This is a genomic window from Microbispora sp. NPDC046933 (assembly GCF_040644635.1).
GTDB lineage: Bacteria > Actinomycetota > Actinomycetes > Streptosporangiales > Streptosporangiaceae > Microbispora.
The window spans coordinates 39255-53214 of sequence record NZ_JBEYWW010000031.1 but is presented as its reverse complement, the minus strand read 5'-3'; the positions used below and the strand labels follow the sequence as shown (position 1 = coordinate 53214).

The 13960-nt window shown below is 73.0% G+C and carries 12 protein-coding genes; 6 read left to right on the top strand and 6 right to left on the bottom strand.

Annotated elements, in window-relative coordinates; genetic code table 11:
* Positions 1 to 17: 17 nt before the first annotated feature.
* The 3 genes from ABZ857_RS33125 to ABZ857_RS33115 are packed head-to-tail and all read right to left on the bottom strand — an operon-like array spanning position 18 to position 5991.
* Positions 18 to 1559, bottom strand: coding sequence for an amidohydrolase family protein (locus ABZ857_RS33125; RefSeq protein ID WP_357050996.1), 1542 nt, complete (start codon positions 1557 to 1559; stop codon positions 18 to 20).
* A gap of 13 nt (positions 1560 to 1572) precedes the next feature.
* Positions 1573 to 5277 (bottom strand): DUF4153 domain-containing protein, encoded by a 3705-nt coding sequence (locus ABZ857_RS33120; protein ID WP_357050993.1) that lies wholly within the window; start codon positions 5275 to 5277, stop codon positions 1573 to 1575.
* 24 nt (positions 5278 to 5301) lie between these two features.
* Positions 5302 to 5991 (bottom strand): response regulator transcription factor, encoded by a 690-nt coding sequence (locus ABZ857_RS33115; protein WP_079319272.1) that lies wholly within the window; start codon positions 5989 to 5991, stop codon positions 5302 to 5304.
* 210 nt (positions 5992 to 6201) lie between these two features.
* On the opposite strand from ABZ857_RS33115, the gene ABZ857_RS33110 reads away from it, so the two are divergent.
* Together ABZ857_RS33110 and ABZ857_RS33105 are read left to right on the top strand one after the other, a co-directional pair.
* On the top strand, positions 6202 to 6795 hold the full coding sequence (locus ABZ857_RS33110) for a hemerythrin domain-containing protein (RefSeq protein WP_357050990.1): 594 nt from the start codon (positions 6202 to 6204) through the stop codon (positions 6793 to 6795).
* Positions 6796 to 7073: 278 nt separating this feature from the next.
* Positions 7074 to 7268, top strand: coding sequence for a hypothetical protein (locus tag ABZ857_RS33105; RefSeq protein WP_189180090.1), 195 nt, complete (start codon positions 7074 to 7076; stop codon positions 7266 to 7268).
* Positions 7269 to 7338: 70 nt separating this feature from the next.
* On the opposite strand, the gene ABZ857_RS33100 is transcribed toward ABZ857_RS33105, so the two are convergent.
* Together ABZ857_RS33100 and ABZ857_RS33095 are read right to left on the bottom strand one after the other, a co-directional pair.
* Positions 7339 to 7659 (bottom strand): DUF3817 domain-containing protein, encoded by a 321-nt coding sequence (locus ABZ857_RS33100; protein ID WP_179155439.1) that lies wholly within the window; start codon positions 7657 to 7659, stop codon positions 7339 to 7341.
* Positions 7660 to 7727: 68 nt separating this feature from the next.
* Positions 7728 to 8528: an SURF1 family protein gene (locus tag ABZ857_RS33095; protein WP_357050986.1), complete on the bottom strand. Its 801-nt coding sequence runs from the start codon at positions 8526 to 8528 to the stop codon at positions 7728 to 7730.
* Between the two features lie 157 nt (positions 8529 to 8685).
* Here ABZ857_RS33095 and ABZ857_RS33090 point away from each other — a divergent pair, with 157 nt between their 5' ends.
* The 4 genes from ABZ857_RS33090 to ABZ857_RS33075 all read left to right on the top strand — a co-directional run bounded on the left by ABZ857_RS33090 (position 8686) and on the right by ABZ857_RS33075 (position 12089).
* The gene (locus tag ABZ857_RS33090) at positions 8686 to 8859 is read left to right on the top strand and encodes a hypothetical protein (RefSeq protein WP_357050983.1); all 174 of its coding nucleotides are present in this window, start codon (positions 8686 to 8688) and stop codon (positions 8857 to 8859) included.
* Positions 8860 to 9034: 175 nt separating this feature from the next.
* Positions 9035 to 9586: an RNA polymerase sigma factor gene (locus tag ABZ857_RS33085; protein ID WP_357050980.1), complete on the top strand. Its 552-nt coding sequence runs from the start codon at positions 9035 to 9037 to the stop codon at positions 9584 to 9586.
* Positions 9583 to 10491 carry a hypothetical protein gene (locus ABZ857_RS33080; RefSeq protein WP_357050977.1) on the top strand — a complete coding sequence of 303 codons (909 nt, stop codon included), beginning with the start codon at positions 9583 to 9585 and terminating at the stop codon, positions 10489 to 10491. The genes ABZ857_RS33085 and ABZ857_RS33080 overlap by 4 nt, the downstream gene beginning before the upstream one ends.
* Positions 10492 to 10625: 134 nt before the next feature.
* A complete protein-coding gene (locus tag ABZ857_RS33075; RefSeq protein WP_357050974.1) occupies positions 10626 to 12089 on the top strand; it encodes an NAD(P)/FAD-dependent oxidoreductase in 1464 nt (487 codons plus the stop codon).
* 24 nt (positions 12090 to 12113) lie between these two features.
* Here ABZ857_RS33075 and ggt read toward each other — a convergent pair whose 3' ends face one another.
* Complete coding sequence (ggt, locus tag ABZ857_RS33070; RefSeq protein ID WP_357050971.1) at positions 12114 to 13886, bottom strand: gamma-glutamyltransferase; 1773 nt, start codon at positions 13884 to 13886, stop codon at positions 12114 to 12116.
* Positions 13887 to 13960: the final 74 nt, after the last annotated feature.

Sequence of the window (13960 nt, the reverse complement as noted above, 5' to 3'; positions counted from 1 at the left end):
CTGCTCAGGGGCACGGATCAGGGGCGCAGCGCGCGGCCGGGGGTGGCCCCGGTGAGCTCGCCGCCGCGCAGCACCGGCACGCCGCCGACGAGCACGTCGTCCACGCCCACGGCGAGCGAGCGGGGCTCCTCGTAGGTCGCCGTGTCGGCTACCGTGGCCGGGTCGACCACGACCAGATCCGCGACCTGACCCCGCCGTACGAGACCGCGGTCGGGCAGCCGGAAGCGGCGCGCCGGGTGTGAGGCCAGGTGCACGGCGGCCTGTTCCCAGGTGAGGTCGCCGAGTTCGCGGACGTGCCGGCCCAGGTAGCGGGCGAACGCGCCGAAGCCGCGCGGGTGCGGATGGCCGCCCACGTAGATGCCGTCGGAGCCGCCGGTGTGGCCGGGGTCACGCATGACCGCGCGCACCGACTCCTCCCCCGCCGGCCCCTCGTCGGGGCGGGCCTGCACGCAGCCCGCCTGGAGCCCGGTCTTCACCAGCAGCACCCGGCAGAACTCTGCGGCGGTGGCGCCGTACTCGGCCGCGGCGGCGGGCAGCGTCATCCCCTCGGCCCACTCGAACCCGGGGGCGTGCGAGAGCGTGATACGCGGCCAGAGATCGTCGCGTCCCGCCCACTCCTTGGAGAGGCGTTCGCGTTCCGAGGACAGCATCGCCACGGCGCGGTCGGGGTCGGCGGCGGGCACCCACGGCGGCAGCGTCACCATCGCCAGGATCGTGCTGGCGCGCAGGTAGGGATAGGTGTCGAAGGTCAGGTCGACGTCCTTCCGCCGGGCGTCCTCGACCAGCGGCAGCAGGGTGGACGCCGGGCCGTGGAGGTGCGAGACGTGCACGGCCGCCCCGGAGCGCCGGGCGATCTCCACGACCTCCGCCATCCCCACCGACGCGGACGCGCCGTAGGCGCGCATGTGGGTCACGTACGGCAGGTCGCCCAGCGGCGCGCACAACGCGGCCAGTTCGGCGGCGTCGGCGTACCGGCCGGGGGCGTACTCCAGGCCCGACGACAGGCCGGCCGCCCCTTCGGACAGGCCCGCCTCGACCCTGCGGAGCATGGCCCGCGTCTCGTCCGCGTCCGCGGCCCGCTCCGCCGGGCCCATCACGTCGAACCGGATCGTCCCGTGCGGCAGCAGGTAGACGGTGTTGAGCGCGGTTCTGCCGTCGTATCCGGCGAGCAGTTCGGCGACGCCGACCGGCCCGTCCACGTGCGGATGCGCGCCGTTGACCGCGGCGAAGTAGCGGCTCGCGTACGCGAAGGCGGCCGGGGAGGTGGCCGGTGCGTACGACAGCCCGTCCTGGCCCAGCACGAACGTCGTGACCCCCTGCCGCAGCGCCGCCTGCTGCACGAGAGGGTCGAACACGACCGCGTCGCCGTGCGCGTGGCAGTCGACCAGGCCCGGCAGCACATACCTGCCCGCCGCGTCGATCCGCACGGCCGCCTCGGCCGCGTCGAGACGGCCCACCGTCTCGACCAGGCCCCCACACACACCCACGTCGGCCCGGAACGCGGGAGCCCCGGTGCCGTCCACGACCCGGCCACCGCTGATCAGCACATCGAAGGTCACGCCCCCGATTGAATCAGTCGTACAGGCCGGGCACACGCGAGGAGCCGGGGCAGTCGCCGCCTTTCAGGACGGGCCGCCGCTCCAGCACCTCGCGGGCGCGGGCGCGGGCGAGGTTCCAGCCGTTCCAGGGGTCCGGCTTGTAGAGGTCGTTGACGGCCACCACGTCACTCAGCACGCAGCTGCGGTCCGGCTCGGGCAGGCGGTCCAGGACCGGTACGGCCTCGGCCCCCAGCTCGCTCAGGTAGCCGTGGTCGAGCCGCTCCACGCCCCGGACCGTCAGCTGGGTCTCGGCCACCCGCGCGTCGGGGTCCCACACCGCGAACGCCAGCAGCGACACCCCGGTGAGCAGCACGAGGGCACGGAAGAACCAGGACGTGCCGCCGCCGGACAGGCGCACCGCTCCCGTCGCCAGCACCAGCACGAACACCGCGCCGAGCCACCAGATCGTCGCCTCCACCGAGGCCCGCAGCCGCGAGAGGCCGTACGCGTCGGTGTAGAGGCCGAGACGGTGCAGCGCCGAGGCGAGGATGACCAGCGTGAACGCGCACAGCAGGCCGAGCAGCACGGCGAGCAGCCAGCGGTCGGCCCGGCTCTCGCGGCGCAGCAGGGCGACCGCGGCCGCCACGACGCCGAGCACGAAGACGCTGACCGTGACGAGTTCGAAGAAGCCCGATCTCGCGTACTGCGCGTAGGTGAGCCCCGCCGTCGTCAGCACCCTGCGGCTCCCGCCGAACAACACCGTGATCTGCACGGTCACGAACGCCGCGAACAGCAGGTTCAGCCCGAGCAGCGGGATCACCCACACCTGTCGGCCGAGAGACATCCGCAGGTCGGGCGTGGTGGGCTCGGCCACCGGGCGCAGGCCCACCAGCACCGCCGCCCCGGCCAGCACGGCGAACACGCAGAACACGAAGACCCGGAACGGCAGGCTCTGCGCCCATTCCGGCGTCCGCAGCAGGTCGCGGAGGAAGGCGGAGAAGACGGCGTCGGCGGAGGAGAACAGCAGGCCGAAGACGGCCAGCAGGACGACGGTCACGGCGGCGCTGACCAGCGTGGGCAGCATCCGGCGCCGCCGCGCCAGGGTCCTGAGCGGCCCGGCCAGGAACCACGGCACCGGCAGCACCGCGAACGCGACCGAGATCCCTCCCCTGATCACCGCGACCCAGCCCCGCCCGCCGCCCGACAACGCGAGGGACCCGACTCCGAACGCGGCCAGCAGCACCGGCCCGACCAGCCAGTCGGCGTCGCGGAAGAGCGCCACGGAGACCAGCGCGTACGCCAGGAGGCCGAAGGCCACCGTCCACGGCGTGACCCGGCCACGCCGGAGCGGCAGAACCGCCGGGAACGCCGCCGCGCCCATCGCGACCGCCGTCAGCACGAGGCCCAGCCCGGCCGACGCGTACGGCAGGGCGACAGCGGCGACCAGACCGGCCGCCGCGGCGGCCGGCAGCAGCCACCGGGGCGCGTCCGGCAGTTCCGGCCGGGGGAACAGCGGCGGCGGCACGTACGCGGGAGGCGGCGGGTATCGCCCCGGCCCCTGCGGATCGGGCACGGGCGGCTCCGGGGAGACCGGCCGCTGCTCCGCGTGTCCCTGGGCCCGCGGGCCCGCCGGGTGCTCCGCGGGGGCGCCGGCCATCGGGGGCGGCGGCGAAACGTGCGCCCCCTGGACGGCGACCCCCGTCGCGGAGCCGGACGCTTCCATGGCGGAGCCGGGCGAGGCGGGGGACCCTGTGTGCGGCCCGGGGTGCGGCCCCGGCCCGTTGCTTGAATTGGCCGCGACCGGCTCCGACGCGGCCTCGGCGGAGACCTGGGGCACTCGCGCGACCGGCGCGGGTGCCGGCTCGGGGGCGTACCAGGGCGACGGCGGCGCGCCCGCCGCCGCGGCTCGGTGGGCCGACGACGAGCCGCGCACCGCTCCCACGATCGTCCCGAGGGTGGTGAACAGCATCAGCGGTACGACGCCCAGGTCGCCGCCGAGGCCGAGGAAGATCGGGCCGATCAGTCCGGTGAGGAATCCGGCGAACATGCCGACGCCCGCCCCCAGCGCCGCCCGCGCCAGGTGCCCGGCACGGTCGTAGACGACGTGCGGGTGCGGCGCGAGCACCCGCGGGCCGGTTCCGCCGGCGTGCGGAACCGCGTACGGGTGGTCCGCTCGTGCCTGGACGAGGTCCGGCCGCCGGGAGTCCTCCCGGTCCTCGCCGTCGCCGACGGCACCGGTGCCGTCCGAAGAGCGGCCGTGGTCCCCGGCCCGGGGGGCACCGGTCTCCGCGATCTCGGTCCGCCGGGACGGTGCCGGGACCTCATGGATGGGCTCCGATCCCTCCCCCTGGCGGCCCTCGGGTCGCTCGCCGCCGTCCGGGGTCCCGGGCGAGGACGGCCGGGCGCCCTCGTCCAGCGCGCCCTCAGCCCGCACGCCCTCATCCCGCGCGTTCTCGTCCCGAGCGTTCTCGTCCAGCGCCTTCTCGTCCAGCGCGTTCTCGTTCAGCACACGGCGCGCGTGCCGCTGCTCCGCTCCCCCGCTCGGCGGAACGACCGTGTCCCCGGTCTCCCCCGGCCCCCCGGCCGCGAGAAGGGCGCCCCCCGTCAGGTCACCGCCGTCGTCCCCGGGTAAGCCCTTCCCGCCGGGCCGACCGGTGCTGCGGCTCGCGCCCGCCTTCTGGACTTCCATGTCTCCCCTTCGTTCGTGGGCGTGGACGGGTCCGTCCACGCTCTCCGCCGCCGCCGGCTCCCCGTGGCGCGGCAGCGCGACGACCATCCGACACCCCGGCGCCGGGTCCGCCACCGAGATCGATCCGCCGTGCAACTCGACGATCTCCTTGGCGATGGCGAGCCCGAGCCCGGCCCCGCCCGCGTCGGCGGCCCGTCCCGCGTCGAGCCGCGAGAAGCGCTCGAACACCCGGGCCCGCTCCGCCGGCGGGATGCCGGGGCCCTCGTCGGTCACGCTGATCTCCAGATTGGGCCCGGCGGGCCTCGCCTCCACCCGGACCGTGCCGCCGGACGGGCTGTGCCGTACGGCGTTGTCGAGCAGGTTGGCCAGCACCTGGGCGAGCAGGGCCGCGTCGGCGGACAGTACCGTCCCCGGCGCGACCGCGCTCACCACCGTGACGTCGTCACGCGCGAGGGTCGCCTCGGAGACGGCCTGACGGCACAACGAGGCCAGGTCCAGCTCCTCCGGCTCGATCAGCCGCGCCCCCGAGTCGAGCCGCGACAGGTCGAGGAGCTGGGCCACCAGGCGGCCGAGCCGCTGCGTCTGGGCGAGGGCCGTGCCCAGAGTGTCGAGGTCGGGCGGCGTGACGCCGTCCACGACGTTCTCCAGCACGGCCTGCAGACCGGTGATCGGTGTGCGCAGCTCGTGGCTGACGTTGGCCACCAGCTCGCGCCGTTGGCGATCGACCTCGGCGAGGTCGGCCGCCATGGCGTTGAAGGCCCGGGCCAGCTCCCCCACCTCGTCCCTGGACGTCGCGCTCACGCGCAGGCCATACCGGCCCTTGGCGATCGTCTGCGCGGCGGCGGCCATCTCGCGCAGCGGCCGGATCATGCCGCGGGCGAGGAGCTGCACCATGATCAGTGCGAGCACGACGGCGATCGCGATCCTGAGGTCCCGGGACAGGCCGGAGGCGATGCCGACCTCGTTGACGACGAACGCCGTGACCACGGCGAGCACGATCACGATGCCGAGCTTGACCTTGATCCGGCCGAGGAAGTCGAGCGGCCTCAACGCCTGGCTCTCCCTAACGAAGCGTCATGAGCGGACGAGCGCGTATCCCACGCCATGGACGGTACGGACGACCTCCGGGCCGAGCTTGCGGCGCAGCGCGCGGACGTGGCTGTCCACGGTCCGGGTCGCGGCGGCCTCGGAGAAGCCCCAGATGTCCGACAGCAGCCGTTCGCGCTCGAAGACCTGGCCGGGCCGCTCGGCGAGACGCCGCAGCAGGTCGAACTCGGTGCGGGTGAGCTGGGCCTCGGCCCCGCGGACGAACACGCGTCGCTCGGCGGTGTTGATCTCGACGTCGCCGACCCGGATCACCGTGTCCTCGTGGGCCAGCAGGCTGGCCCGCTCGACACGCCGCAGCAGCGCGTGGATCCTCGCGACGAGTTCCCGCATGCTGAACGGCTTGGTGATGTAGTCGTCGGCCCCCACGCCCAGGCCGACCAGCACATCCGTCTCCTCGCCGAGGGCGGTGAGCATGAGCACCGGCACCGGCCTGGCGGCCTGCATCCTGCGGCACACCTCGAGCCCGTCCAGGCCTGGCAGCAGCCGGTCGAGGACGACGACGTCGGGCTCCGCCTTCGCGTAGGCCGCCAGCGCCCCCTCGCCGTCGCTCGCGACGCGTACGTCGAAGCCCTCCGCCACGAGCCGGAGCCGTACGGCGTTCGCGATGGTGTCGTCGTCCTCGACCACGAGGACGCGACGTTGCTGAGGGGTAGCCATGCACGGAAGCGTAGATGCCCTCTGTGCAGAGCCGTCGTCCGGAAATGTGCAGATCCCGTGCACCGGGAAAGGCCGCCGCCCACGCCGGCCGTGCCCGTCCCGCACGGGGATCTCCGGGCCGTGGCACCGCCTCCGCCCGCCGAATCCGCAGGTCAGGGGTTTCGCTCCCCGGTTACGGGTAGCCCCGATATGACCAGGAAGGAGGCGCTAATGGACCGCCAGTCAAGGCCGGAGACCATGCGGGAGAACGATGTGATCGATCTCCTGACGCAGCAGCACGTTCTCATCCGGGAGCTGTTCGACGAGGTCGACAGGAGCCAGGGGGAGCAGCGCAAGGAGGCCTTCAGCCGCCTCGTCCGCCTGCTCGCCGTTCACGAGACGGCGGAGGAGGAGATCGTCCACCCCTACGCGCGGCGCAAGCTGGTCGGCGGAGACGCGATCGTGGACAACCGCCTGCAGGAGGAGGAAGAGGCCAAGGAGATGCTCAGCCGCCTCGACGACATGGACGTGACGACGGCGGAGTTCTCCCAGGAGCTGGAGAGGCTGCGGGCCGCCGTGTTCGCCCACGCCGCCGCCGAGGAGCGCTACGAGTTCTCCGAACTCAAGGCGAGCACGTCCGAGGCCGAGCGCAAGGCGATGGCCGTGGGTGTCAAGGCAGCCGAGGCGATGGCTCCCACGCACCCGCACCCCGGGGTCGAGTCGGCGACGGCGAACATCCTGCTGGGGACGCCGGTCGCGATCATGGATCGCGCCCGTGACCTGATCCGCAAGGCGATGGGCAAGTCGGAGTCCGGCGAAGGCTGAGTCTCCGGACGGGCCGCCGTACGGGGTGGTGGCGGAGCCGGCGAGGCCGGGATCCGTCCCGTCGCCATCGGGAGCGCGGCCCACATCGGAGACCGGGAAGCGTGCCGCGGCGCCGCGGAGCCGGCCGGGGGCGATCACTCGTCCCCGCCGCCGCGGCGCCGCGACGCGGAGGAGCCGTCCACCCGCGGGCGTTCGCGGAACTCCGACAGGACGCCGGACGTTCTCCCAGGCGACGCGGGACGACGCCCCGCGCGGGACCCGACACGAAAGGCCTGACGATGTCGCCACTGGGCAAGTACTACGTGGGCGCGGCGGTGGTGGCCGTGCTGGTCTTCATCCTTCCGGTGCCGACGCTCCTGGCCTGGCTGATCGCGATCGGCGCGCTGGGGGCGCCGATCGTCGCCTACTTCATGCTGGACGAGTCGCAGCGGGCGCGGCTGCGCCGCATCCGCCGCCGCCAGATCGGCCGCTGAGCCCCGACAGAGACGAAGCGACACCGGCCGGGCCGCCCTCGCGGCGCCCGGCCGGTGTCGCTTCGCGATCTCAGGACGCGGTGGCGATCCTCCTGCGAACCCGCTCGGTGACGCTCCGCTCCAGGACGAAGGACAGGAACGGGATCGTGCCCGCGATGAGCACCAGCAGCAGGTAGCCGACCGACCAGCGGGCCTTGATCAGGCCCAGGTTGATCGCGGCCACCAGATAGACCATGTACAGGAAGCCGTGGATCGGCCCGACGACCGCGACCATCGTGCCGTTGTCGAAGCCATATTTGACGACCATCGCGGCACACAGCACGAGCAGCATCACGCCGACGATGTACGCCATGACGCGGTAGAAGTTGAGCGCGGATTCCACGTCGATCATTACCTCTGCTGGGGAAACGGTCACCACACGATATCCGTGCCACCCGGTGGTCCCGGCCTCAGGGCCGATCAGGCATCCACGGGCGCGGCGGGCTCGGCCGGCTGCGGCTCCTCCCGCTCGTGCTCCCGCCGCCCGCGCAGGGCGTCGCGTACGAAGTGGAACCACATGTACACGGCGAACAGCGCGAAGATCCACCACTGGAGGGCGTAGGCCAGGTTGCGCCAGGTGAAGCCGCCGCCTTCGGTCGGCGCAGACACGGCCACGGGCGTGGCGCGCGACGGCGGCTCCTGGGCGGTCGCGACGACGAACCCGTCCCGCACCCGGGCGTCCGGCCACAGGTTGATGAGCTCCGCCGTCGACACCGTCGCCACCTGGCCGCGTGGCAGGTTGCCGCTGCGCATCACGTCGTCGGTCTGCTCGGCCGGCCGCAGCCGCCCGGTCACGGTCACGGTGCCCGCGGGCACGGCCGCGGCGGGATCGGCAACCGTGGGAACCCAGCCGCGTACGACGGGGACGACCGTGCCGTCCGCGAGCCGCAGCGGGGTGAGCAGCCAGAATCCGCTCCCCTTGGCCGCCCTGCCGCCGGGGGCGGCGACGTCGGCGACCCGGTCGGCCACCAGCAGCTGGTTCGCGGCGTCGTAGGTCCCCGTGGCGGTCACCCTGCGGCTGATCGCGCCACCGCTGACATGCTGTCCGACCTGGGTCAGCTCGGTGACGGCCACGGGCGGGGGATCGGGGGCCCGCCGTGGGGCGCCCGACGCCTCGAAGACGCCGAGTTGCCAGCGGCCGAGGAAGGTGAAGGACACGAGCACCCCGATGACCAGCAGGTGCAGGGCCACCAGCCGGGGAGCCAGGAGGGTGCGGAACATGGATACAACGCTATCCGCCGCCCACACCGGTCCGGTATTCGCGCCGGTGTCCCGGATGCGGGCCGCCGTTTCACGCCCTCCCCAAGCCATCGCCAGGAGAGGGCAAAATCCGACAAATCACAGCCAGGGCGCACCATGTGTCGCTAGAGTCATGCTCATGTCCGACCCTCAGATCGACCCGGCCGGAAACACGCAGGCTTTCCGGGCGTTCGCGCAGCAGCAGGACACGGAGGCTACCCGTGAGCAGCCGTCCCGCCTGCCGGTTTGGATCGCCGTCGGTGCGGCGCTCGTCGTGATCCTCGCCGTGGTGGCGTACCTCCTGGTCCGCTGACATACCTGTGCCAGCCGCCGACGACCGCGCCCGTCGGCGGCTTTGTCATGCCCGCTGACGGCTCGCGGCGCTGACCGGTTCCGACGCTGACCGGCCCTGGCACAGGGTGTAACACCCGCGGCGGTGCCGGACACCTTTCCGAGGTGTCCAGCACCTCTTCGGTTAGGAGACACCCGTGCAGGATCAACGCGTGCCCCCCGGCGCGCGAGATCGTTTCGAGGCGCTCTATCTCGCCTGTTATCCGCCTGTGTACCGCTACGCCCTGCGGCGTACCGACTCGGCCGACGACGTCGCCGACGTGATCGCGGAGACGTTCCTCATCGCCTGGCGGCGGCTCGATGACGTCCCCGACGGGGAGGGGGCCGTGCTGTGGCTGTACGCCACAGCACGGCGCGTCCTCGCCAACCACCGGCGGGGGCAGTCCCGTCGCACCGCCCTCGCCGCACGGCTGCGCGACGAACTGTCCGCCGCGCCGCCGGTGACGGCCCCCGACCCCCGGGTGGACACCGTACGCGACGCCTTCACCGCCCTCGCGCCCGGCGACCGGGAGGTGCTCGCCCTTGCCTGCTGGGAGGGGCTGTCCGGGCCGCAGATCGCCAAGGTGCTCGGCTGCAGCGGCGCCGCCGCCCGGCTGCGCCTGCATCGGGCCCGCAAACGGCTGGCCCGGCTGCTTGGCGCCGCCGGCGAGTTCCGGACGACGACCGCACTGAGGGAGGAGAGCCGATGAACAGGGTCGACCGCATCGTGGCCGCCATCGACCCGGCCGCCGCTGCCGCCGAGCCCGTGGTGAGCCGGGGAGTCCGCGAACTGCTCGGCGAGATCGTGGCCACCGCGCCGGAACAGCCACCGCTGTGGAAACGCGTTCTCCCATCGAAGCGGCGGAGACGTGTGACCACTGTGGTCGCGGCGACGGCGGCCCTGGCCGCGGCGGCCGCGATCGGCGTCGGCCTGCCCGCGGGCGGCCCGCTCACCCGGTACGCCAACGCTGCCATGTCCGTCGAGAGAACCGGCGGTGCCTTCAGCGTGACCGTCCTCGACCCCACCGCCGACCGGCGGCGGTTCGAGGACGCCTTCCGCGCGGTGGGGCTGGACGTCAGGGTGGTGATGATCCCCGTGCCGCCCGACGAGGTGGGCGTGCTGTTCGGCCCGGTGGTGCCCGAGGGCTTCCGGCGGCACGGCACCATGGGGATACGGCGTACGACGCCCTGCGCCTCCGCGTTCTGCGGCACGGTCTGGATGCCGACGGACTTCCCCGGCCGGGTGGTCTTCGGCGTGGGCCGCGCCGCCGGGCCGGGCGAGCCGTACGCCGAGGTCGACGCCTTCGATCCGGCGGGTGAGGAGGCCTTGAGCGACTATTCCTTCCGAGGCAGGACGGTCGCCGCTTCCCGCGCCGAACTAATTAGGCGCGGCCTCGGGGTTGGATACCGCTTGGTGTGGACCTACCCCGATGGCGGCTTCGCCGACGAGCCCGTACCCGCCGACAGGGTTGGGGACGACTGGGTCGTCTCCGGTTCCCGCATGCACAGCTCCGACGTCGTGGATCTCTACGTCACCCCAGGTCCCGGGGCCGGTCCGGCCCCCGAACCCGCGGAGATCGAGCGTTCTCAGCCCCACTGGCACGACATACAGTGACGGAGTGCCGCCAACGTGCACGACGGCCGCCGTGGGCACTCCCCGGCGGCTCCGGACGTACGCAGCGGCCCCTGGACCCGGCCCCACCCGCACGAATATATTGGACCAAGCTTCCAATAGGACGGGGAGGACGCATGCCCAGTCCGGGTGTCACGATCATCGGTTCCGGGTTCGCCGGGCTGTGCATGGCCATCAAGCTCAAGGAAGCCGGCTACCACGACTTCGTGATCCTGGAGAAGGCCGGCGATCTCGGCGGCACCTGGCGGGACAACACCTATCCCGGCTGCGCCTGCGACGTCCCCTCGCCGCTGTACTCCTTCTCGTTCGAACTCAACCCCGGCTGGTCGCGGCTGTTCTCCCCGCAGGAGGAGATCTGGGACTACCTGCGGGCCTGTGCCCGGAAGTACGGTCTGGAGCCCCACCTGCGGTTCCGCACGGAGGTCTGCGGGCTGGAGTACGACGACGAGCGGGCCCTGTGGCGGGTGTCGACCGGCGACGGGGAGACGTTCGAGACCCACGCCCTCGTGTCCGGCGTCGGCGCCCTGCACGTGCCGTCGTTCCCCGAGATCCCCGGCCGTGAGCGCTTCACCGGTACGGCGTTCCACTCCGCCCGGTGGGACCACTCCGCCGACCTGGACGGCAGGCGCGTCGCGGTCATCGGCACCGGCGCGTCGGCGGTCCAGTTCGTCCCGGTCGTCGCCGAGCGGGCGAGCCGGCTCACCGTCTTCCAGCGCACCCCTCCATGGATCCAGCCGAGGCCTGACCTGCCGATGGACGGGCGGCTGAAGCGGGCCATGGAGACGCCCGGCGCGGCCCGCCTGCTGCGCGACGCCGTCTACTGGCTGCTGGAGACCCGGGCCGTGGGTTTCACGATCGACCCCCGGCTGATGAAGGTCCACCGGCGCATGGCCGAGCGGCATCTGGCCCGGCAGGTCCCCGACCCCGGACTGCGCGCGAAGCTGACGCCCGACTACACCATCGGCTGCAAGCGCATCCTGCTGTCCAACGACTACTATCCCGCGCTGACCAGGGACAACGTCGAGCTGGTCACCGACCCGATCACGGAGATCAGGGAGCGGTCGGTCGTGGACGCCGCGGGGCGCGAGCACGAGGTCGACGTGATCGTGTACGGCACCGGCTTCCGGGTGGTCGACTCCCTCAACGAGCAGCGGATCGTCGGCAGGAACGGCGTCAAGATCCAGGACGCGTGGCGCGACGGCGTCGAGGCCTACCACGGGATCACGACCGCGGGCTTCCCCAACCTGTTCTTCCTGCTCGGCCCCAACACCGGCCTCGCGCACACCTCGGTCGTCTTCATGATCGAGTCACAGGTCCGGTACGTCGTCGACTGCCTGCGGCTGCTGTCCAGGACCAGGGCGAAGGCCCTGGACGTACGGCCGTCGGCGCAGCGGGCCTACAACGACCGCCTGCGGCGGCGGCTCGACCGGCTGGTGTGGAGCGAGGGCGGCTGCATGAGCTGGTACCTGGACGAGCACGGCAGGAACCGCACGCTCTGGCCCGGCTTCACCTTCGAATACTGGGCGCGTACGCGGAAGGTGAAGCCGGAGGCCTACGAGCTCATCGGTGCCCGAAGCTGACCCGGGCGACCAGGGCCGACCGGATCAGCGACGCGGGCTGAGCACGAGGGCGCTGCCGCCGCCGCGCCGCGCGGGCTCGGCGACCGCCTGGACATGGCCGTTCCGGAGGAACTCCAGGCCGGTCGCCGCGCCGATCTCCCCCGCCGGCGGCCCGGGGACGTCCGTCAGCGTGTGACCGAGCGCGGTCAGCTCCGCGCCGTACCGCTCGGTGAACGCCGGCTCGGCCTGGGTGGCGACGGTGTTGCGCTGCGAGGCGCGCGGCGCCGCCACGGCATCCGGGAGCGACATGCCGAGGTCGAGCCGGTTCACCAGGATCTGCAGCACGGTCGTGATGATCGTCGCGCCGCCGGGCGAGCCGACGGCGAGCAGCGGCCTGCCGTCCTTGAGCACGATGGTGGGGGCCATGGACGACCTCGGGCGCTTGCCCGGAGCGGGCAGGTTGGGGTCGCCCGGCGCCGGGCCGAAGGTGAAGTCGGTCAGTTCGTTGTTGAGCAGGATGCCGCGGCCCGGCACCACGATCCCGCTGCCGCCGGTCTGCTCGATCGTGATGTTGTAGGCCGCCACGTCACCCCACCGGTCGGTCACCACGAGGTGGGTGGTCTCCGGCCCCTCCTTCTTCTCCTCGGGGACCGACGCCGGCGGGGTCGCGGAGGCGCACGAGGAGTAGGAGCCGTCGGGTGACCCGGGCGCGGCCGGGTGCGGCATCGCCCGCGGGCCGATCAGGCAGGCGCGCTCCTTGGCGAACCCGTCGGAGAGCAACTGGCCCAGCGGCACGTCCACATACGCCGGGTCGCCGACGTAGGCGTTGCGGTCGGCGAAGGCGAGCCGGGACGCCTCCAGGTATTCGTGCAGGCCGACCTTCGGCAGGGCCTCCAGGATCTTCAGCGCCTCCCCCACCGTCGACCCGCCCGACGACGGCGGCGCCATGCCGTACACGTCGAGCCCCTTGTACGTGACCTTCGTGGGCGGCCGTTCGAGCGCCCGGTACGCCCTGAGATCGGAGACCTCCATCAGCCCGGTCCTGACGTTCCTGGTGGCCCCCTCGCGCACCGGCGGCTTCTTCACCGTGGCGACGATCTCCTGGCCGAGCGCGCCGCCGTACAACCAGGCCGGGCCGCGGATGCCCAGCTCACGGTAGGTGCGCGCGAGGTCGGGGTTGCGGAAGACCGATCCGACCGGCGGCGGCTGCCCGCCCGGCAGGTAGAGCGACGCGGTCGAGGTGAAGTCGGCGAACCGGTCGGCGTTCTGCCGCGTCTGGTCGTAGAACGTCTGGTCGACGGCGAAGCCCTTCTCGGCGATCTCGATCGCGGGACGCAGCGCCTGCCGCAGCGACATCGTGCCGTACTTGCGCAGTGCCATGTCCCACTGCGCGACGCTGCCCGGGACACCGACCGACAGCCCGCTGGTGACGGCCTCCGCGAACGGGATGCCCTCGAACGCCGTCGAGGTCATCGCCCGTGGGGCGGTCTCCCGCCCGTCGATCGTGGTCACCTTCCGCCTGCGGGCGTCGTAGTAGACGATGAAGCCGCCCCCGGCCAGCCCGGCCGAGTAGGGCTCGGTCACGCCCAGCGCCGCCGCGCCGGCCACCGCCGCGTCCATCGCGTTGCCGCCCTGGCGCAGCACCGAGAGGGCGGCCTTGCTGGCGTCCAGGTCCACGGTGGCCACGGCCCCGCCGTACCCCTCCGCGACCGGCCGCTTGACCTCCGCCGCGGATCCCCCCGGCGCGGCGTGGGCGGGCGGCGCGAGGAAGCCCGCGAACGTGACCAGTCCCAGCGACGCGACGACGACGCTCCTCATGCCCGGCACCTCCACCACGTGAGCGATCACTCCAGCATGACTCACGAGAGTCAGAAACGCTGCGGGATTGTCCG